This window comes from Catenibacterium sp. CAG:290 (assembly GCF_000437715.1).
Classification (GTDB): domain Bacteria; phylum Bacillota_I; class Bacilli_A; order Erysipelotrichales; family Coprobacillaceae; genus Catenibacterium; species Catenibacterium mitsuoka_A.
Genome location: NZ_FR898758.1, coordinates 1 through 19,901, shown reverse-complemented (window position 1 = coordinate 19,901; position 19,901 = coordinate 1). Strand labels below are relative to the sequence as shown.

22 protein-coding genes, 1 other RNA gene, 1 pseudogene and 1 other annotated feature are annotated in these 19,901 nt (G+C 34.2%); of the genes and pseudogenes, 1 reads left to right on the top strand and 23 read right to left on the bottom strand.

Annotation, left to right across the window (positions count from 1 at the left end; genetic code table 11):
• Positions 1-2: 2 nt before the first annotated feature.
• The 18 genes from QVO42_RS00230 to QVO42_RS00145 all read right to left on the bottom strand — a co-directional run bounded on the left by QVO42_RS00230 (position 3) and on the right by QVO42_RS00145 (position 13,233).
• Entirely contained in the window at positions 3-197 is a 195-nt protein-coding gene (locus tag QVO42_RS00230) for a peptidase T (protein WP_022424190.1), read from the bottom strand.
• A complete protein-coding gene (locus QVO42_RS00225) occupies positions 179-487 on the bottom strand; it encodes a peptidase T (protein WP_022424189.1) in 309 nt (102 codons plus the stop codon). The genes QVO42_RS00230 and QVO42_RS00225 overlap by 19 nt, the downstream gene beginning before the upstream one ends.
• A gap of 60 nt (positions 488-547) precedes the next feature.
• Entirely contained in the window at positions 548-2,056 is a 1,509-nt protein-coding gene (locus QVO42_RS00220; RefSeq protein WP_022424188.1) for an IMP dehydrogenase, read from the bottom strand.
• A gap of 51 nt (positions 2,057-2,107) precedes the next feature.
• Complete coding sequence (locus QVO42_RS00215; RefSeq protein ID WP_022424187.1) at positions 2,108-2,446, bottom strand: YlbF/YmcA family competence regulator; 339 nt, start codon at positions 2,444-2,446, stop codon at positions 2,108-2,110.
• Complete coding sequence (miaB, locus tag QVO42_RS00210; RefSeq protein WP_022424186.1) at positions 2,430-3,881, bottom strand: tRNA (N6-isopentenyl adenosine(37)-C2)-methylthiotransferase MiaB; 1,452 nt, start codon at positions 3,879-3,881, stop codon at positions 2,430-2,432. Before miaB ends, QVO42_RS00215 begins: the two co-directional genes overlap by 17 nt.
• Before the next feature lie 72 nt (positions 3,882-3,953).
• Positions 3,954-4,880, bottom strand: coding sequence for an AEC family transporter (locus QVO42_RS00205; RefSeq protein WP_022424185.1), 927 nt, complete (start codon positions 4,878-4,880; stop codon positions 3,954-3,956).
• Positions 4,881-4,938: 58 nt separating this feature from the next.
• Positions 4,939-5,184, bottom strand: a complete 246-nt coding sequence (locus tag QVO42_RS00200; RefSeq protein WP_022424184.1) for a hypothetical protein — start codon at positions 5,182-5,184, stop codon at positions 4,939-4,941.
• 78 nt (positions 5,185-5,262) lie between these two features.
• Positions 5,263-6,045, bottom strand: a complete 783-nt coding sequence (locus tag QVO42_RS00195; protein ID WP_022424183.1) for a TIGR00282 family metallophosphoesterase — start codon at positions 6,043-6,045, stop codon at positions 5,263-5,265.
• Between the two features lie 44 nt (positions 6,046-6,089).
• Positions 6,090-7,637: a ribonuclease Y gene (gene rny, locus QVO42_RS00190; protein ID WP_022424182.1), complete on the bottom strand. Its 1,548-nt coding sequence runs from the start codon at positions 7,635-7,637 to the stop codon at positions 6,090-6,092.
• 108 nt (positions 7,638-7,745) lie between these two features.
• Positions 7,746-8,297, bottom strand: a complete 552-nt coding sequence (locus tag QVO42_RS00185; protein WP_022424181.1) for a TetR/AcrR family transcriptional regulator — start codon at positions 8,295-8,297, stop codon at positions 7,746-7,748.
• 52 nt (positions 8,298-8,349) lie between these two features.
• Positions 8,350-9,390, bottom strand: a complete 1,041-nt coding sequence (recA, locus tag QVO42_RS00180) for a recombinase RecA (protein WP_502685359.1) — start codon at positions 9,388-9,390, stop codon at positions 8,350-8,352.
• 38 nt (positions 9,391-9,428) lie between these two features.
• On the bottom strand, positions 9,429-9,884 hold the full coding sequence (locus QVO42_RS00175; protein ID WP_022424179.1) for a CinA family protein: 456 nt from the start codon (positions 9,882-9,884) through the stop codon (positions 9,429-9,431).
• Between the two features lies 1 nt (position 9,885).
• Positions 9,886-10,476, bottom strand: a complete 591-nt coding sequence (gene pgsA, locus QVO42_RS00170; protein ID WP_022424178.1) for a CDP-diacylglycerol--glycerol-3-phosphate 3-phosphatidyltransferase — start codon at positions 10,474-10,476, stop codon at positions 9,886-9,888.
• Between the two features lies 1 nt (position 10,477).
• A complete protein-coding gene (locus QVO42_RS00165; protein WP_022424177.1) occupies positions 10,478-11,392 on the bottom strand; it encodes a helix-turn-helix domain-containing protein in 915 nt (304 codons plus the stop codon).
• Between the two features lie 120 nt (positions 11,393-11,512).
• An RNA gene (gene rnpB, locus QVO42_RS00160) (RNase P RNA component class B) lies at positions 11,513-11,817 on the bottom strand.
• Between the two features lie 11 nt (positions 11,818-11,828).
• Positions 11,829-12,167: a DivIVA domain-containing protein gene (locus QVO42_RS00155; protein ID WP_022424176.1), complete on the bottom strand. Its 339-nt coding sequence runs from the start codon at positions 12,165-12,167 to the stop codon at positions 11,829-11,831.
• 59 nt (positions 12,168-12,226) lie between these two features.
• Positions 12,227-12,946, bottom strand: coding sequence for a DUF554 domain-containing protein (locus tag QVO42_RS00150; RefSeq protein WP_022424175.1), 720 nt, complete (start codon positions 12,944-12,946; stop codon positions 12,227-12,229).
• Positions 12,947-12,978: 32 nt separating this feature from the next.
• Entirely contained in the window at positions 12,979-13,233 is a 255-nt protein-coding gene (locus QVO42_RS00145) for a fatty acid kinase subunit FakA-related protein (protein ID WP_006505469.1), read from the bottom strand.
• 83 nt (positions 13,234-13,316) lie between these two features.
• Here QVO42_RS00145 and QVO42_RS00140 point away from each other — a divergent pair, with 83 nt between their 5' ends.
• Positions 13,317-14,459: a nucleotidyltransferase gene (locus QVO42_RS00140; RefSeq protein ID WP_022424174.1), complete on the top strand. Its 1,143-nt coding sequence runs from the start codon at positions 13,317-13,319 to the stop codon at positions 14,457-14,459.
• Here QVO42_RS00140 and QVO42_RS00135 read toward each other — a convergent pair.
• From QVO42_RS00135 to QVO42_RS10520, 5 genes and pseudogenes are all read right to left on the bottom strand, one after another.
• The gene (locus QVO42_RS00135; RefSeq protein ID WP_022424173.1) at positions 14,422-15,189 is read right to left on the bottom strand and encodes a Cof-type HAD-IIB family hydrolase; all 768 of its coding nucleotides are present in this window, start codon (positions 15,187-15,189) and stop codon (positions 14,422-14,424) included. The two genes, QVO42_RS00140 and QVO42_RS00135, sit on opposite strands and share 38 nt — an antisense overlap.
• Before the next feature lie 30 nt (positions 15,190-15,219).
• On the bottom strand, positions 15,220-17,607 hold the full coding sequence (gene pheT, locus QVO42_RS00130) for a phenylalanine--tRNA ligase subunit beta (RefSeq protein ID WP_022424172.1): 2,388 nt from the start codon (positions 17,605-17,607) through the stop codon (positions 15,220-15,222).
• Positions 17,608-17,610: 3 nt separating this feature from the next.
• On the bottom strand, positions 17,611-18,645 hold the full coding sequence (gene pheS / locus QVO42_RS00125) for a phenylalanine--tRNA ligase subunit alpha (RefSeq protein ID WP_022424171.1): 1,035 nt from the start codon (positions 18,643-18,645) through the stop codon (positions 17,611-17,613).
• A 34-nt stretch (positions 18,646-18,679) separates the two neighbouring features.
• Positions 18,680-18,883: a binding site (T-box leader), on the bottom strand.
• Between the two features lie 122 nt (positions 18,884-19,005).
• Entirely contained in the window at positions 19,006-19,404 is a 399-nt protein-coding gene (locus tag QVO42_RS00120) for a hypothetical protein (RefSeq protein ID WP_288163494.1), read from the bottom strand.
• Positions 19,328-19,666, bottom strand: a pseudogene (locus QVO42_RS10520) (YqxI family protein). Before QVO42_RS10520 ends, QVO42_RS00120 begins: the two are co-directional and overlap by 77 nt.
• Positions 19,667-19,901: the final 235 nt, after the last annotated feature.

Here is a 19,901-nt window from a genome sequence, read left to right as displayed (position 1 = left end):
TTTTAATCAATCATAAGATGTAATGCTAAGAGAGCACTCTTTTCTAATTCATCTATTGTTGTATATTCACTTACACTATGACAATCATTCATAGCACAAGCCACAACTATTCCTCTGATGCCTTCTTTCACATATCTATTATTATCAGATCCACCATGTGTAGAAATAAGACGAGGTGTTAATTGAAGATTAGGCATGCATGTTTAAAACGTTCAACAACTTCTTCATCTTCATTGATCTTATAAGCTTCAATGTGTACATAATCATCATACTCTATAGAAGCATGTTCTTTAATGGCTTCTTCTTTAAAAACAGCATGAATATTACCTGCTTCAAAGCCTTCTATAGGCATTTCTATGCATTCCATATGACACTCTTTAAAAATATTCATTAAATAGTCTTTCATCTTCTTTTCATGATAAGATTCACTATCAATAGATACCATTTCACAAAATGTCTGAACTAGTCTTTCTTTATTAATTTGCATAAATACCCCATCCCTTAAAGTCAAAAAAATGGAAGGAATAATATCCCTTCCATCCTCCTATTATCTGTTACCTGAATTTGAAGAATCCTTTAACAATACGTCATGTGCTCCACCTTCAACAATTGAAGTAGCAGACACAAGCTGGATCTTTGCTTTTTCCTGTAATTCAGCAATTGTAAGTGCACCACAGTTACACATTGTATGTTTCATCTTGCTTAATGATAAACCAACGTTATCTTTTAAGCTACCAGCATATGGCACATAAGAATCTACACCTTCTTCAAATGAAAGCTTCTTATCTCCACCTAAGTCATATCTCTGCCAGTTTCTAGCACGTGCAGAACCTTCACCCCAGTATTCTTTCATATACTGACCGTTGATGTTCACCTTGTTAGTTGGTGATTCATCAAAACGAGAGAAGTAACGACCTAACATGATAAAGTCAGAACCCATAGCTAAAGCTAAAGTCATATGATAATCATGAACAATACCACCATCTGAACAGATAGGGATATAAATACCAGTTTCTTTGAAATATGCATCTCTTGCTTCAGCAACCTCAATAGTTGCAGTAGCCTGACCTCTACCGATACCTTTCTGTTCACGAGTAATACAGATAGAACCGCCACCGATACCGATCTTGATGAAGTCAGCACCAGCTTCTGCTAAGAATCTGAATCCTTCACCATCTACAACGTTACCAGCACCAACTTTTACAGTATCACCATAATGTTCTCTGATCCATGCAATAGTGTTAGCCTGCCAAGCTGAGTAACCTTCAGAAGAGTCAATACATAATACATCTACACCTGCTTCAATTAATGCAGGAACTCTTTCTGCGAAGTCTCTAGTGTTGATACCAGCACCAACTACATAACGTTTAGATTCATCTAATAATTCATTAGGATTTGATTTTCTTGATTCATAATCCTTTCTGAATACGAAATAAAGAAGTCTGTTATCATCATCAATAATTGGTAAAGCATTTAATTTGTTTTCCCAGATAATATCATTTGCTTCTTTTAAAGTAATATCTTTATGTCCGCATACTAACTTATCAAAAGGTGTCATGAAATCAACAACTTTTTCGTTTTCATCCATACGGCTGACACGGTAATCTCTACCAGTCACTAAACCAACTAAACGGCCATTTGCTGTACCATCTTCAGTAACAGCCATAGTAGAATGACCTGTCTTTTCTTTAAGTGCAAGAACATCTGCTAATGTATCATTAGCGCTTAAGTTAGAATCACTTGGTACGAAACCTGCCTTATAGTTTTTAACACGTCTTACCATTGCTGCCTGTGATTCAATTGTCTGTGAACCGTAGATAAATGAACATCCACCTTCTCTTGCTAAAGCAACTGCCATACCATCATCAGATACAGCCTGCATAACTGCAGATACAAGAGGGATATTTAATGAAAGTGCTGGTTCTTCACCTTTCTTGAATTTAACTAAAGGTGTCTTTAAACTAACATTCTGTGGCTGGCATTCTTCACTAGAATAACCAGGAATTAATAAATATTCATTAAAAGTGTGTGAGGGTTCATTAAAAATATGTGCCATAATAATCTCCTTTTTATATAAATTAGTTCAATAATAAACATTTAAAAACATTTAGTCAATAGCTTTTAATAATTCTTCATTGATGATTGTTTCAACTTGTATAAGGTAATCATTAACTTCACTTTTTAGATTCAAATAATTGACAATCAAAGGATGATTCTCAAAGTAGGCTTTTTTGTCTTGATAGGCTTTTAACTCTTCATCAGTTAATTCACCAAGAGCCTTCTTTTTAAGAATAATTTGGCTCTCTTGTTTGATTTCATCTTCTAAAGATAATAATTCAGGATGTTCTCTTAAAGTCTTTTCATACTTCTTAAATTCCTGAATAAGAGGATTATTTAGAATTAATTGATTCAAAGAATCTGCTTTATTCTTAGTTATTTGATTCAAGCTGTTCTCCAGTCAATGCCCATGTCTTCGCTTCAGTTACACGAACATCTACAATCTGACCAACCATTGAAGCATCACCTTTAAAGTTAATGAGTTTGTTATGTTCTGTATAACCTGATAAAACATCTGGGTTCTTCTTAGAAGGACCTTCTACAAGTACTTTAACAACCTGTCCTAAGTATTTCTGATTTGCTTCATTAGCATACTTATTCACTAATTCATTTAAGCGATATAAACGCTGTTCCTTATCACTTAGAGGAACATTATCTTCCATCTTTGCAGCTGGAGTCCCTTCTCTAGGTGAATAAATAAATGTATAAGCTAAATCATACTTACAATAGTTATATAAAGATAAAGTATCCTGGAATTGTTCTTCTGTTTCATTAGGGAAACCAACAATAATATCTGTTGTAATAGTACAATCAGGAATCTTTTCTTTAATCATATCAAATAGCTTCAAGTAGCTTTCCTTTGAATAACGTCTACCCATAAGCTTTAAAACTTCATCATTTCCTGACTGAACAGGTAAATGAATAGAAGGCATGATATTATCATACTTAGCGATAATATCAATCATATCTGCATTAAAGTCCCAAGGATGGCTTGTTGTAAAACGAATACGATCAATACCAGTCTTTGCGACAGCTTCTAATAATGTTGCAAAGTCAGTACCGTTATTTAAATCCTTACCATAAGAATTAACATTCTGTCCAAGTAATGTGATTTCTTTATAACCACTATTCTTTAATTCTTCTACTTCCTTGATAATTTCATCTAATTCACGAGAACGTTCCTTACCTCTTGTATAAGGGACAATACAATAAGTACAGAACTTATTGCATCCATACATGATATTTACCCATGCCTTGTAGTTATTGGCACGATGACTTGGAAGATTTTCAATAACATCCCCTTCCTTAGACCAGACTTCAAGAACAAGTTCTTTTTCTAACATTGCCTGTTTTAATAAAACTGGAAGACGGTGGATATTATGTGTACCGAAAATAAGATCAACCTGCGGGAATTTCTCTAAGATCTTATTCACAACCACTTCTTCCTGTGCCATACAGCCACATACACCAAAGATTAAATTTGGTCTAGTCTTCTTGATATTCTTCAAGTAACCAATCTTACCAAATACTTTTTCTTCCGCATTTTCTCTAATAGCACATGTATTTAATAATACAACATCTGCCTGTTTTACTTCATCAGTATGAGTATAACCCATCATTTCTAAGATACCAGATAATGTTTCAGTATCTCTTTCATTCGCTTGACATCCATAAGTCTGGATATAATATGTCTGTCCTTTGCCAATTCCCACCATATCTGCAGGAATCTCAAATGCATCATCTAAATGCTGTACTTCAGTACGACCTCTAGAACGTGCATCCTTTAAAGAAGGACCTTTAAAATATTTACTATAATCTTTCATAAACGCTCCTTTTCGACACCATTATAACAAATACCCCTCATAAAAAAAACCCCCTAAATTGGGGTAAAAGTTTTAAATTAAAAACATATAGACAACAAGTGGAATAGTAAAAACGGATATTAATGTTGTCATAAATATTGTCTTAGCTGCTAACCCACTGTCTCCACCATATTTATTCGTAAATAATACTGCGGAGCTTCCTACGGGCATAGATATCATAATCAAAGTCAATCCTCTTAAATAATGATCCTTGATCAAAAATGCAATAATTGGATAGGCAATAATCGGTAAAATCAGCTGCTTGACTAGTGTATAAACATAGACACGTAGTTCATTAAATACATCTTTAATATTCATTGCCCCAAGTGTGACACCAATAATAATCATCGCAAGAGGTGTTGTCATATCTCCTACCATGCCTGTAAAGTCTGTGATAATCTTGGGTGCTCTTATATGCAATAAATAGAGATTAAGCGCTAAGAAAGAACAAACCACACCTGGTGTAATTAAATTCTTTAAATTGAGTTTATTGCTTCCCTGCTGCCCAATTCCAATCAAATAGACACCTAAAGTAAATAACATAATATTAAATACCATACCAAATAAAGATGTATGGAAAACAGAATCATTTCCAAATATTGCCTTCATGATTGGATAACCAATAAAGCCAATATTAGAAAATACTGTCATGAAGACATAAAGACCTGTTTGATTACTTGGGACATGTAACAATTTATTAATAAACAATCCAATAAAAGGTGTAATAACATAAGTAATGACCGCAATACCTAAAATAGTAAAAATTGTTTTTGAGTCACTATATTTTTCTGTACATAATACAGAATTCAATACCATGCATGGTGTCGTGACCGATAAAACTAGAGATGTGAGTTTACTATTTGCATTTAAATCTAAAATATTTACTCTATACAATAAAAAGCCTAACCCCATCAAAGCAAATAATGCAATCATCTGCCCTATAATGACTTTGATATCCATAAAATCTCCCTTCTAAACAAAAAAAGCACAGGAATTCACCTGTGCCTTAAAATGCATCTTATCCAAAGAATCCATCAGGCTGGATTGAGAAGTACATATAACTTCCTTCTGGAGTCTTTTTGAATAAAGACTTACAATGTGCAGCAGCATCTTCTGGTGATAATTCTGTTTCACATTCGAAAGTAGCCTTAATACCAGCTTTACTTACATACTTCAATTCTACCTTATCATCCTTATATCCATCAAAAAAAGTAACTAGCTTCTGCACCTGTGCAGTCTGCATTAAAATTTTACATTTAGCCATAAAAAACTTGTCCTCCTTCAATAACTAGAACTATTATACTGTATTCTTCACAAAATGTGAAGACGCTTTCTCTTGTTTTTACTTGAACTTTACCTGTGGATCAATTCTGATTCTTTCAATGTTTGTACACTTGTTTCCATCAAAATGAAGCAATGTTGCACAAAACTGTCCTTCATCTTCAACAACTCTAAAAGGTGTCATAATACCCTTAACACTACGTTCAATAATTGCTTCTTTTTCACACCCAATAACACTTTCATATGGTCCAGTCATTCCAACATCACATTGGAATGCTGTGCCCTTTGGAAGAATCTTTTCATCACCAGTAGGAACATGTGTATGAGTACCTAATACTGCACTGACACGTCCATCTACATAGTAACCGAAGGCTATTTTTTCACTTGTTGCTTCACCATGGAAGTCAATGATATGGATATCACTGTTATCATTTTCTAGTACAGGCTCAATAGCTTCAAATGGATTTTGAGGTTTTCCATCCATAAAAGTAAGACCAAGTAAATTAGTCACTCTTATTTTTTTACCTTTTACCTCAATAACTCTAGAACCTACTCCTGGCATTGCAAGTGGCTTATTGAGTGGCACAATTAGCTTATCTGCTTCATCAATATAATCAAAGATTTCTTTCTTTGAATAAGTATGATTGCCCATAGTTATTAAAGAAATACCATAAGACAGTAATTCATCATAATGTTTCTGTAATAATCCTTTACCATGGCTTGTATTCTCACCATTCGCAATGACACATTCAACACTATATTTTTCTACAATTTTTGGTAGATATGTCGCAATCATCTTACGTCCTGTCTTACCAAAAATATCTCCTATAAATAATATATTCATTTTATTCACATCCTTAAAGAAAAAGTAGATAGGTTGGACCCTATCTACTTAGCTATTTCATTAGCACGAATCTCACGGATCACAGTTACTTTAATATGTCCTGGGTAAGTGAGTTCGGTTTCAATCTTTTCTTTGACATCTCTTGCAAGTTTATGTGCTTTTAAGTCATCAATCTTTTCTGGATTAACGATAACTCTAATTTCACGACCTGCCTGGATAGCAAATACCTTATCCACACCTTCAAACTGTTTAGGTAATTCTTCAAGTTTTTCAAGTCTCTGGATATAATTTTCAATTTTTTCACTTCTACTGCCAGGTCTTGCAGCTGATAATGTATCTGCTGCAGAGATGAGTACTGCAATGATAGATGTTGCTGGAACATCACCATGATGAGATTCAATCGCATTGATTACAGTTGCATTTTCTCCAAATTTCTTAGCGAATTTAGCACCTAATTCAACATGGCTTCCTTCCATTTCATGGTCTACTGCTTTACCTAAGTCATGTAATAAACCAGCACGTTTAGCAAGCTGCTGATTTAATCCAAGTTCAGAGGCCATAATACCTGCAAAATGAGCCACTTCAATTGAATGCTGTAAAGCATTCTGACCATAACTTGTACGATATTTTAACTTACCAATCATCATGACAAGTTCTTTGTTCATTCTTGATAGTCCTAATTCAAAGACAGCATCCTGCCCTGCCTTTAAAATAGTATCATCTAAATCCTTCTTAGTCTTAGCGACTACTTCTTCAATACGTCCTGGCTGAATACGTCCATCATGAATAAGTGTTTCAAGTGATAAACGTGCCACTTCACGACGAATTGGATCAAAACATGATAATGTGATCACTTCTGGAGTATCATCGATAATTAAATCAACACCAGTCGCATTTTCAATTGCCTTAATATTACGACCTTCACGACCGATAATACGTCCCTTCATTTCTTCACTTGGAAGTGCTACCACACTGACTGTGCGTTCAATGACTTCTTCCTGAGAATAACGATTCAAGGCATTCGCAATAATATCCTTTGCAAATAATGAAGCTTTAGTCTTTGCTTCATCTTCTTGTTCTTTGATATAAGCAGTGACTTCAGTCTCCATACGCTGTTCTACTTGTTTAAAGAGTTCAGCTTTTGCTTCCTGTGCAGACATAGCTGCAATTTTTTCAAGTTCGGCTACTTTTTCATCAATCTGATGTTGTAGCTTTTCTTCCTTGACCTCTAGTTCCGCCTTTTTCTTATTTAATTGTTGGCTTCTTGCTTCAAGAGCATCTTCCTTTCCCTGTAAAGAAATATCTCTACGGTCGATGTTCTGTTCACGTTGTAATAGCTTATTTTCAAACTTAGTCAATTCTAAGCGCTGCTGCTTTGCTTCTTTTTCAGCTTCAAGCTTATATTCATAAGCTTTTGTTTTTGCATCAAGCGTTGCTTCTTTAATGAGATTGTCTGCTTTTGTATTAGCTTCTTCAACAATTGTTTTGGCATCTGCATTTGCTTTAGAAATCTTCAAACGGATATACATATAATAACATCCTACACCTAAGACAAACACAAGAACATAGGTCAAGACTTTAATTAAATTCATATAAAAGCCCTCCGTGTCCTATGTATAAAAGTGCTAAAAAGCACTAGTTATATTATAATGTATTTATATTCACTTTTCAATCATACATTAACGTAAAAAAGCAGTCTTCTATCTGGACTGCTTACTTGCTTTAAGGGGATTTGTCATCAATAATGTGGTATTAAACTTATCTAGAAGTGCTTCTAATTCAATACCATTGTTGTTTTCAATAAAATTATGATCTATGCATCCCATAATCGCATATGTGTAAAACAATATGAGATTATCAAATTTTTCATCTGATATATCCACAATAAAGTTATCCAATAAATATTCTGTAAATATTCTTTTAAATACTACGTACAGATAATGATCTAACTGATTACGGTTCATTGAAAACGCAATATGTCTAATGGCACGATGATTTTCCACTAAAAAATTCAAAGCAACCTCAGAACATTCACTCCAGGAAGCACCTTCTTCAAACATCCGTTCAATGGTAATCACATGATTATTAAAGACAGATTCAATTAAAGAATAAATATCATCAAAATGATAGTAAAAGGTATTTCTATTAATACCACATTTATTCGCAATATCCTGAATCGTGATCTTATCGAGAGGTTTTTCATCAACAAGTTCTAGGAATGTATTGATTATAAGCTGTTCTGTTTTTTTCATATTTTCCACCACACTTCACAAAAAGGCGGAATATTCCGCCTATTAAACGAGACTATTCTACAGCTTCAGCCACTTCTTCAGTGCCAAAAAGCTGTGCTTTGACTTTCTCTTCCACTTCTTCAAAGATAGCTGGATGTTCGATAAGGAAGTTTTTCGCATTTTCCCTTCCCTGTCCGATCTTCTCACCATTATAAGCATACCAGGCGCCTGATTTTTCTACAATATCGCCTTCTACTGCTAAATCAAGAATTTCACCATCACGTGAAATACCTTTACCATAGATAATATCAACCTGAGTTGTCTTAAATGGAGGTGCTACTTTATTCTTAACAACCTTGATATTGGCTTTATTACCAATGATTTCGCCATTCTGTTTGATTTGTTCACTTCTTCTAATTTCTACACGTACAGAAGAATAGAACTTCAAGGCACGACCACCTGTTGTTGTTTCTGGATTCCCATACATAACCCCAATCTTTTCACGTAGCTGGTTAATAAAGATCACTGTACAGTTTGTCTTATTCATAACACCTGAAAGCTTTCTTAAAGCTTTACTCATCAAACGTGCCTGTAAACCAACTGCTGCATCTCCCATTTCACCATCTAATTCCACCTGTGGAACAAGAGCTGCAACCGAGTCAATAACAATCAAATCAATCACACCAGAACGCACCAACATTTCAGCAATCTCTAATGCCTGTTCACCACTATCTGGCTGTGAAAGAATCAATTCATCAATATCAACACCTAAATTCTTTGCATAAATAGGATCAATAGCATGTTCTGCATCAATGAATGCTGCTTTACCACCCTGCTTTTGTGCCTGGGCAATCGCATGTAATGTAAGAGTTGTCTTACCACTTGATTCAGGACCATATATTTCGATAATACGGCCTTTAGGGTAACCACCAATACCTAATGCTTTATCAAGAGTTAAAGAGCCTGAAGGGATGACGTCTACATCCACTGCTGTACGGTCTCCAAGACGCATAACAGACCCTTTACCAAATTTCTTTTCAATTTGACTGATTGCATCATCTAATGCTGCATCAGTATCTTTGACTGCAGTTTTCTTTTCCTTCGCCATAAACATATACCTCCATACATATTCATACGACAATTATTTATAAATTACTTCAAAATTTCAGAAATCTTCATTTTTCCGATTGCAAGAGCCTGCTCTACAATCTGTTTACGGCTGCCTTCTAGTTCATATTCATATGTATGAACTTCATCCTTATAGGCAATTCCAATATAAATCAAACCGACCTTCTTGCCTTCCATAGCATCCGGACCTGCATTACCTGTAAATGAAATACAAAGATCTGTATCAAACATCTTCTGTCCATTGATACACATAAGACCGGCTACTTCATTCGATACTACACCATAGGTATCAATCACTTCCTGTGGGATACCTAATACCTGATGCTTAATAATTGTCTGATAACTGACAAGACTTCCCTTATAAACAGCAGAAACTCCTGGAACTGATCCAAGAGTTGCCGCAAAATTTCCTACTGTAAAGCTTTCAACACTAGAAATTGTTACATTCTTTTTTATTAATAATCTCACTAAATCTTCCATATTACATACTCTCCATGATTAAATCTCTATTCTTCCAGAAATAATCAATACCAGATAATAATGAAACACATGCTGCGATATTAATGACATAATTCGCAAATGGGATATCCCAGTGTGCAAAGATTGGATTATTTAATAAGAGAAGACAAATACCCACCATCTGAGTGACTGTCTTAAGTTTTCCATAAATACTAGCAGCAAGAACTCTATTAGAACTAGATGCAACAAGACGTACACCATCCACGAAAGTATCTCTTAAAAGCATAACGATTAAGGCAATGACTGACATCTTATTGTTCCAAGTAAGAAGAATAAGTGCTGAATTTACAAGCATCTTATCCGCAATAGGATCCACAAACTTACCAAAAGTAGTGACAAGATGATTTTTTCTTGCAAGATAACCATCTAGAAAGTCTGTAAGAGATGCTCCTAAAAATACAATAAAAGCTAATAACTGAATGACAGAGATATCAGTAAAGAGAATATGAATCTGAGGCACACTGATATCTGTAAAATAAGGACATAAATATAATGCGATAAATACTGGCACAAGACATAAACGTGTTACTGTTAAACGATTTGGTAAATTCATCTTACTTCTCCAATGTTAAATTAGTATATTTAAGTCCTGTTTCAGCCTTTTCTTCATCAGTTAATGGAACTTCTACATCATCCACATATACCTTAACACCAGACTGTTCACCACTTACAAGTCTTAATGTGCTAAAGTCTGCTGTATTTAGTGTTACTTCAACACTGTCGCCTTCATTATAAACCTTACCTTCAAACTTAGTGTATTTACTACGGTTCACATAAAGACTACCCCAGCACTTCTTAGAATATTCAACCTTTAATTTAAAAGTCTGTGCATTTGGATCCTTTAATTTAAAATTATAATTTAAATCACTATTTCTTGTATAAGTCACTGCAGGTACAGTTTCTTCTTCTTTCTTCTTTTCAGTTTTCTTTTTAGAAGGCTTCTTAGTCACTTCACCTGCCGCTGTCTGCTGATTACTTGTAAATGATGGTACATTTGCCTTAGACTTTGTTTTACTGATTGCAAAGAAACCTACACAGAAAATCATCGCAACAAGTAATATAATAATAATTACTCTAATCACATTCAAATGACTCTTATCACCTACTACACCTTTATTATTTGTAAATGAAGGCTTTTCAAAACGGAAAGCTTTTGCTTTTTCCTCATCTGCAGATAACTTTTTCTTTGCATGCTCACTTTGTGCTTCTGCTTCCTGTAATTCTTCTAACTCAATTTTCTGAGTTAAATTTAAATATTCATTCTGCACTTCTTTTTCATCTATATCAAGAGCACGGCAGATTTTTCTTAAATACATCTTCATATAGGCTTCTTCACCCTGATAATGGTCAAAGTTGCCATTTTCTAAATCATTAATTATTGCGATTGAAAGCATTGTCTGAGAAGATAATTCTTCCACAGATAATCCTTTTTCCTCTCTTTTCTGTTTAATTATTTCACTAATATTCATCTCTAAGCCTCCTTGCATTCATATCAAGTCTATTTAACCACAAATAGTGTCATTTTACAACTATTATAGATACACAAAAAAAGACGGTTCCCAATGGAAACCATCTATGAGTCTGCTCTTATAAGCCGTGTTCTGTTTTTCAACTCATCATTTATCTTAGATTTCTCTACCTAGCATCCGTTCAATTCCTTTTGCTAGACTCCCCTACCAAAATTTGGGTTTCTGCCTCGCGAAGTTTACCCCTTTTCACCCTGTCATTTCTAACAGTATTCGTTTCTGTGGCACTTTATGGCTAGTTCCATATCTTACGACTTAGGCGTTCACCGTTGTCATTTCTGCCTGAGGTTATTGGCCTCAGCACGATCACTACTATCATCTCAGATAGTGGCAGCACGGACTTTCCTCTGTTTCCAGCGATCAGTTCTCGCAGACTATATTAATCTTTATTTTTATGATAGACTTCTCTTTCTAATTGAGAAATACGTCTGAGGACATCGACATTGTTATTCAAGCTCTCTTCCATGACGTGTGCATTATCTCTTTGATCCTGTCTTTCTCTTAATAATTCATTGAGTTTTCTTCTCAAAGCTGCATTCTCTTTTTGAAGACTTTCAATTTCATCATAAGATTCATTCAACATAGATTGAAAATTCAGATAATCTTCTTTCACAATATCAAGATAACTATCTACTTCATTTGCGCTATATCCTTTTGTCTCAATAGAAAATTCTTTATTAAGAATTCTTTTAGGACTTAATCGAATCTTGTTTTCCATCGCCGTCACTCCTCATAAATATTCTACAAAAAACAAAAAGAAATGCAAGTAAAAGTTTCTTACAATGGAAAAACAGTGCATATACAAGCAACAATTAAAGCTGGTAAAAGGTTAGCGACACGAATTTTTGTATCAAGTACCAGATTAACACCGACACAAAATATAAGTATTGAACCAATAAAAGAAAGTGCACTCATGGCAGAAGCAATAATATAGGGACTAATCATACTTGATAAAAGAGTAATTATTCCCTGAAATAATCCAACAGGCACAAAAGCAAATAAGCATCCCTTCCCAAGGGTGGCACTCATCACAAGAATAATCACAAAATCAAGTATTGCTTTTGCGAAAAGAATAGAATGATTTCCATGAACCCCGTCTTCAATAGCCCCAACAACAGCCATAGCGCCAATACAGACTGTTAATGAAGCTGTCACAAAACCATCTACAAACTTATGATCCTTTGCATTACCTGTTTTTATCTTCAGCCATTCACCAAAATGCGTCATCTTACCATCTAAATCTAACAATTCTCCTATTACAGCACCGAATGACAATGAAATAATCATCATCATTGTTCCTGTTGTCTCGATAGATCCGCTCTTAATCACCAGCATCTTACTTAATCCCCCAGCAATACCTATGAAAATGACAGCGACTCCATCTGCTTTCATCAATGTATTCTGCATTGATTCTTTAAGATGATTTCCAAAAAACATCCCTGCAATACCAGCTATAATAATAGCACTGCAATTAATAATCGTACCTAATCCAAACATAGTTATAAAAAAACTTTCATCAAAGATGAAAGTTATCCTTTAAGACCTCTAGATTGACGATCCATATCTTCTACAACGATGTCATAGATTTCACCTAAAGTAGAACAATATTCTAATAACTGCCATGGTTCATTTGTATGGAAATGAATTTTAATTAAGTCTTCATCACCTACTGCAAGAAGGCAGTCTCCTTTAAAATGTTCAGTAATGTAATCATTGATTTCATCTTCATCTAAGTCATGACCATCAATTAATAACTGTGTATCATATCTAAATTCTAAAGCCATATTAATAATCCTCCTAATACAAAAAGTATATCATTATTTGTATTATCAGTCCATTATGATAAAATACTTTTTGAGGTGATTCCATGAAAATTCTTGGCATTATTACAGAATATAACCCCTATCATCTAGGACATCGCTTACATCTTCAAGAAGCTAAAAAACTAATTTTGCCTGATTTAACGATATGCGTTATGAGTTCTTCTTTTGTACAAAGAGGGGAACCTGCAATGATCAGTTATCAAAAAAGAGCCGCAATCGCAATAGAAGAAGGCATAGATATCGTTATAGAACTTCCTCTTGTTTATGCCTGTCAGAGTGCAGATTATTTTGCGAAAGGTGCCGTAACATTACTTCATGAAATGGGCGTGACTGATCTTGTATTTGGCAGTGAGGATGGCAATATAGAGACATTCATAGAAATAGCTGAAGGTATTGAGCAAGACCCTGATACTTACAATATGAAAGTTAAAGAAGGTATGAAGGATGGATTACGTTATCCTGATGCTTGTAATCAAGCTTTACAGTTTATTTTAAATAAGGAAGTGAGAACACCTAATGACTTATTAGGATTAAGTTATGTCAAAGAGGTGGTTCATCATCATTATCCTATTTCTATGCATTGTATTAAGCGTACTAATGATTATCATGCAAAAGATATTGAACAAATTTCCAGCGCAACTTCTTTACGTATTGCGTTGAAGCATGGAATTGATGTAGCCCATCAACTACCTGGATATGAAACTTATAAAGATTCTCATTTCTTTACGCTAGAAGAGTTCTATCCCTATTTAAAGTATTTAATTACCTTTACTCCTCTTGAAGGGCTTCATATGATTGAAGAAGGTTTGGATGACCGCTTGTATAAAGTGAATCAAGAAACCTGCAATTTAGAGGAACTCATCAATGCTTTAACAAGTAAACGTTATACAAGAAGCAGAATACAAAGAATGCTTATTCATATTCTTCTTCATAATACAAAAGAGGAAATAAAAAAAGCCATGGATATTGATTATATTCATATCCTAGGCTTATCTACTAAAGGACAGCGTTATATTAAAACAGCTAAAAAGAATACAGAATATCAAATCATCACTAACATCACAAAGCATAAGCATCCTGCTTTAGATATTGAAAAAAGAGGGGCTCAACTTCTTGATTTAGTAGATTCTGGTTTCTTTAAAGAAACCATTAAAGCGATTCCTTATCGTAAAATTGATTTAAAATAAAAGCAACACCATCATCATTATTACTCAAAGTAACATGATCTGCTTTTTCTTTTAAGTCATCAGGGGCATTGTCTACGACATAACTGACCCCTGCCATTTCTAGCATATCTTCATCATTATAATAATCTCCAAAAGCGATGGTATTCTCTAATGGAATTTGATAATGATTGGCTACTGCTTGAATCGCATTAGCTTTAGTGGCTTCTTTATGTGTGATTTCCAGATAATAGGAAGCACTGCGAGTAATATGTAAAGAAGGATATGTTTCTTTTAAATAAGAAGTGACATGATCAATAGATCCAATACAGACTATTTTATGAATGGTCTGTATTTTTTTAATGTCTTCTAGCCCTATCTTAGTTGATACCTTACCAATATAAGACTCTTCTATTGCATGATCTTTAAAATATTGATTTGTAGAATACCAGTTATCTCCATCATAAATGTTCCAATCTAAATCATCGCAATATGAACATATATCATAGACAATATCCGTTGGTATTGTATAAGAGATGATTTTATCCTTCAAAATAATCATTGCTCCATTATGGGCTACTAGAGGTGCTTTATAAGGGACAAATAAGCGAATACTTTCAGGAAGTCTTGAAGAAATAGGAATAAACAAATCATCATGTGCATACACCTTCTTTATAGCCTGTAATGTCGTATGAGAAAGTGTATTATCACTATGAAGAAGTGTTCCATCTAAATCTGAAAAGATCAGTTTCATAAGAAAAAAAGATCAGTGTAAGCAATGATCTTAACCTCTTAACACGGCATTATGGTCCTTCTTGCAGGCTTCAAGAATTTTTTCCATAGCTGAGTTGATTGTTGCATCATCTAATGTACGAGATGGATCCTGGAATAATAGTGAGATAGCCAATGACTTCTTACCTTCTTCCATATGTTCACCTTCATAAACATCAAATACTTCTGCACTCTTTACAAGCTGTTTGCTTGCACATTTGATTGTCTTAACAACATCTGCAGCAGGTACTTTTGAATCAACAACTAAAGCGATATCACGAGATACTGCAGGATATAGAGGAATGGCTTTGAATTTTAAAGCACGAGTACGTAATGCAAGAATAGCTGTTAAGTTCAATTCTGCCACATATGTATCGTTGACTTCATAAGCCTTTGCTTTTGCAGGATGTACTTGTCCAATGACACCTACAATTTCCTTACCCATCTTGATATAACCACTTCTGCCTGGGTGGAAGTCCTTATTGTCTGCTTCTACCTTTTCAAAAGTATAACGTGATTCTTCAACACATAACTTCTTGAATAATGTTTCTACAAAACCTTTCACAAGATAGAAATCAACAGCTTCCTTCTTGCCCATCCAAGGAACATTGACATAGTCTCCACTTACTGCAATTGCTAAGTTAGATACTTCCTTGTCAGAATATGTATTCGCAATTTCAAAGATGTTAACATCCTTATTTGAATGTGCATTATTGTAATGAATTGTCTGTAAAAGAGAACCAATAAGTGATTTTCTTGCAGCACTTCTTTCTTCACCTAAAGGACTCATTAACTTAACTGTATTGTCTAAAGAATGGAATAAGTTGAATTCATTGACAGTTGCTTCGCTTGTTAATGTATAAGTTAATGTTTCATGTAAACCAAGGTCTACAAGTGTATGTCTAATTAACTGTTCTTTAGACTGTTTTGGTGTTAAGACACCGTCTGTCATATTCATGACAGGCAAAGTAGTTGGAAGATTATCATATCCATAGATACGTGCGACTTCTTCCACTAAATCTGCATCCATAGTAATATCATTACGATATGTAGGAACAGTTACAGTAAATAATTCATTTTCTAATGTATATTCAAAGCATAAGCTATCGAAGATATCAGATACTTCTTTTACAGTTAATGAAGTACCAAGTAAGCCGTTTACTCTTGATAATTCGATAGTAACAGTTTTTCTTGTTTCATCAAGAGGTGTATGTACTGTTTCATAAATAGTTTCAGCATCCGCATACTGTACTAATAAATCAGTGCAGCGATCTAATACCTTTAATGAACTCATTGTATCAATAGCACCCTTGATATAATGCTGTGATGCATCTGTTAATAAGTTCATACGTCTTGCTGTATTTCTTAATGCAGCACCATCAAAAGTAGCTGCTTCAATAACGATATTCTTTGTATTGTCATCAATCTTAGTGTCATTACCACCCATAACACCAGCAACACAGCCAATGCCATCATCAGTTGATACAATAACATCTTCAGGTAAGATTTCATATTCATTTTCATCAAGAAGAACAGCCTTCTGATTGAATCCAGTCTTGATGACGAAAGCCTTCTTTACAAGCTTATCATAGTCATACATATGAATAGGCTGACCTGTTTCAACCATGACGAAGTTTGAGATATCTACAATATTATTAATAGGCTTGATACCTGATGCAAGAAGTGCATTCTGCATCCATTTAGGTGATTCTTTAGTTGTTACACCCTTCACCAATTTAGCACCAAAGAATGAGCATAAAGGAGTTTCTACATGAACTTCAATTTCACTCTTTTCTTCAGGATATTTCTTGATTTCTGGTAAAGTAACCTTTCTACCTAATACAGCAGCTGCTTCATAAGCTAGAGACTGCATAGCCATACAATCAGCTCTATTTGGTGTTAAACCAATATCAAGAATATAATCATCTAAACCAAGATAAGAAAGTGCTTCTGTACCTACTGGTGCATCTTCTGGTAATACATGAATACCAGCTTTATCTTCTTCTTTTAATAAACGACTATCTAATCCAAGTTCAGCAATAGAACAGATCATACCATCAGACTTTTCGCCTCTAATAGCACCTGAAGAAATCTTACCACCTTCAAGTTCGCATCCTGGTAATGCCACAATAACCTTTTCACCAGCAGCCACATTAGGTGCACCACAGACAATCTGTCTTACTTCACCAGGGGCAGTTTCTACCTGACAGATATGAAGATGGTCAGAATTAGGATGTTCAATACATTCCTTTACATAACCAACAACAAGCTTAGTCCCTTTCGCAAGAGGTCCCTGTCCTTCTACTTCCAATCCAATACGAGTGATCTTTTCTGCGAGTTCTGCAGGATCTTGATCATCTACTTTCACATATCTATTTAATAAATGTAAACTAGCTAACATATACTACTCCTTTCTTTCGAACTGTTCTAAGAATCTTAAGTCATTATTGTAGAAATCACGGATATTATTAATGTCATATTTCAACATAGCAACTCTTTCTAGTCCGATACCAAATGCAAATCCCTGGTATTCCTTAGGATCAAATCCACACATTTCTAATACATGAGGGTTGACCATACCAGCACCTAATACTTCAATCCATCCAGTACCCTTACACATAGCACAGCCCTTACCACCACAGTTGGCACAAGAGATATCTACTTCTACACTTGGTTCTGTGAATGGGAAATAAGAAGGTCTTAAACGAATTTCACGCTTTTCACCAAACATTTTCTTGGCGAAAACATCTAATGTACCCTTTAAATCACCCATAGTGATATTCTTATCGATGACAAGTCCTTCACACTGCATGAACTGATGTGAATGAGTGGCATCATCATCGTCACGACGGTATGTCTTACCAGGGCAGATAACCTTGATAGGACCTTTACCCTTAGCTTCTAACATAACATGTGCCTGTACAGGAGAAGTATGTGTTCTCATTAATGTATTTTCATCAATATAGAATGTATCCTGCATATCTCTTGCAGGGTGTCCTTTAGGTAAGTTCATTAATTCGAAGTTGAAATGATCTGATTCTACCTCAGGTCCTTCAGCTACCTTATATCCCATACCTAGGAATAATTCTTCTAAGTCTTCCTTAACACGTGTTAAAGGATGTACAGATCCTACTGGTAAACGATTACCTGGTAAAGAGATATCAATATCTTCTGCAAGTAAACGTTCATTTAAAGCTTTTTCTTCTAAATAAGCTTTCTTTTCTTCAATAGCCTGTCCAATTTCCTGTTTAGTCTTATTTGAAACCTGTCCAAATGTTTTTCTTTCTTCAGGAGCCATAGTCTTCATTGATTTCATAGCAGCCTGAATAGGTCCTTTTTTACCAAGATAGAATACACGTAAGTCATTTAATTCTTTCGCATCAGCACATGCAGAAATTTTAGCAAGTGCTTCTTCCTGGATTTTTAATAATTCATCCATAACTTTCCTCCTTAAAAAATTAAAAAGCCGTTCCAATAGGAACGACTTAAATCGCGGTACCATCCTAAATTCATATAGTATACACTATATGCACTTTATCACTTATAACGTCAGTGTTACGGCGGGGATTAGCCGCACTCCAAGGTGAATTCAATAATATCTTATAAGAAGATTTCCACCAGTCTCTTCCTCTCTCAATATAAGTATATTACATACTAGTCCTTTTCTTCGTGTTCTCATGTATTATACCTAATTATTCGGAAAAAGACAAGACGAAATCTAATCTATCGAACAATCCTCTGAAATCTAATCTATCGAACAATCCGTCCTTCTTTTGCATTTTATATGCATCTCTAATAGTTATTCATCTGTAATTACATAATCTTTCCAAAACAACAAAAGCATTTTTTTAAATTCACAATTATCCAAATTTGGAAAATCTTTTACTTCTGAATATATCTTTTCTTTCCAAAATAAATATTCAGACATTGTATGCTGCATTGAATACTTATTTAAAACCATCATAATTTTGTTCCTTGTCAGAAAAGAAATATCATGTTCTAAACAAAATAAACTTGTTGACTGAATTTCTTCTCCATATATTTCATATAAAGCCGAAATCAACAATTTATTTTGTTGATATAATTTTTCCATTGATAATTTATAATCGTCTTCTCTCATATTAAAATAATGTCCATTCTGATACTTCTCTAACAGCATTTGCCACATTAGCCGCAACAGACCTACTACCACCTGCATTAATAATTGCTCTAAAAATAGCATCGTAAACAGCTTGCCCTGGTATTTCCGACCATTATAATAACGGTTTTAATGCTCTTGTTATAGGTGTAAAAAATTTATTTACATTTTTTGCTACAGTTTTACCAGCCACCTTTTCAGCAAAATTAACTAATCTTGCCTTATTATTTATAGCTTTTTTTACTGCTTTTTTTGCAATTTTTGTAAAAATATTACGTGAATTTTGATTTACAAGATAATCACTTTCTTCTATCGGTTCCATATATTCAGTTTCATATTCTATTGTATTTATAGCATATACTGTCATTGGAGACAATGTAAAAACAGCGCTGCAAGCAATCGATAAACACAAACCACCTACAACAATCATATTTTTTATATTCTTCATAAAATTTTTCTTTCTTTTGTTTCAACATTTTGACCATTATATCATCATATACATTAATTTTCAATTAAAAACTATTGATTTCAAAATCCCCTCTGATTCCAATGTGATA

Bases quoted from the DNA above. Each gene is read 5' to 3' on its own strand.
- QVO42_RS00230 (WP_022424190.1), bottom strand. From the start codon at position 197: ATGCCTAATCTTCAATTAACACCTCGTCTTATTTCTACACATGGTGGA.
- QVO42_RS00225 (WP_022424189.1), bottom strand. From the start codon at position 487: ATGCAAATTAATAAAGAAAGACTAGTTCAGACATTTTGTGAAATGGTA.
- QVO42_RS00220 (WP_022424188.1), bottom strand. From the start codon at position 2,056: ATGGCACATATTTTTAATGAACCCTCACACACTTTTAATGAATATTTA.
- miaB (WP_022424186.1), bottom strand. From the start codon at position 3,881: ATGAAAGATTATAGTAAATATTTTAAAGGTCCTTCTTTAAAGGATGCA.
- QVO42_RS00205 (WP_022424185.1), bottom strand. From the start codon at position 4,880: ATGGATATCAAAGTCATTATAGGGCAGATGATTGCATTATTTGCTTTG.
- QVO42_RS00200 (WP_022424184.1), bottom strand. From the start codon at position 5,184: ATGGCTAAATGTAAAATTTTAATGCAGACTGCACAGGTGCAGAAGCTA.
- QVO42_RS00195 (WP_022424183.1), bottom strand. From the start codon at position 6,045: ATGAATATATTATTTATAGGAGATATTTTTGGTAAGACAGGACGTAAG.
- rny (WP_022424182.1), bottom strand. From the start codon at position 7,637: ATGAATTTAATTAAAGTCTTGACCTATGTTCTTGTGTTTGTCTTAGGT.
- QVO42_RS00185 (WP_022424181.1), bottom strand. From the start codon at position 8,297: ATGAAAAAAACAGAACAGCTTATAATCAATACATTCCTAGAACTTGTT.
- recA (WP_502685359.1), bottom strand. From the start codon at position 9,390: ATGTTTATGGCGAAGGAAAAGAAAACTGCAGTCAAAGATACTGATGCA.
- QVO42_RS00175 (WP_022424179.1), bottom strand. From the start codon at position 9,884: ATGGAAGATTTAGTGAGATTATTAATAAAAAAGAATGTAACAATTTCT.
- pgsA (WP_022424178.1), bottom strand. From the start codon at position 10,476: ATGAATTTACCAAATCGTTTAACAGTAACACGTTTATGTCTTGTGCCA.
- QVO42_RS00165 (WP_022424177.1), bottom strand. From the start codon at position 11,392: ATGAATATTAGTGAAATAATTAAACAGAAAAGAGAGGAAAAAGGATTA.
- QVO42_RS00155 (WP_022424176.1), bottom strand. From the start codon at position 12,167: ATGGAAAACAAGATTCGATTAAGTCCTAAAAGAATTCTTAATAAAGAA.
- QVO42_RS00150 (WP_022424175.1), bottom strand. From the start codon at position 12,946: ATGTTTGGATTAGGTACGATTATTAATTGCAGTGCTATTATTATAGCT.
- QVO42_RS00145 (WP_006505469.1), bottom strand. From the start codon at position 13,233: ATGGCTTTAGAATTTAGATATGATACACAGTTATTAATTGATGGTCAT.
- QVO42_RS00140 (WP_022424174.1), top strand. From the start codon at position 13,317: ATGAAAATTCTTGGCATTATTACAGAATATAACCCCTATCATCTAGGA.
- QVO42_RS00135 (WP_022424173.1), bottom strand. From the start codon at position 15,189: ATGAAACTGATCTTTTCAGATTTAGATGGAACACTTCTTCATAGTGAT.
- pheT (WP_022424172.1), bottom strand. From the start codon at position 17,607: ATGTTAGCTAGTTTACATTTATTAAATAGATATGTGAAAGTAGATGAT.
- pheS (WP_022424171.1), bottom strand. From the start codon at position 18,645: ATGGATGAATTATTAAAAATCCAGGAAGAAGCACTTGCTAAAATTTCT.
- QVO42_RS00120 (WP_288163494.1), bottom strand. From the start codon at position 19,404: ATGCAGGTGGTAGTAGGTCTGTTGCGGCTAATGTGGCAAATGCTGTTA.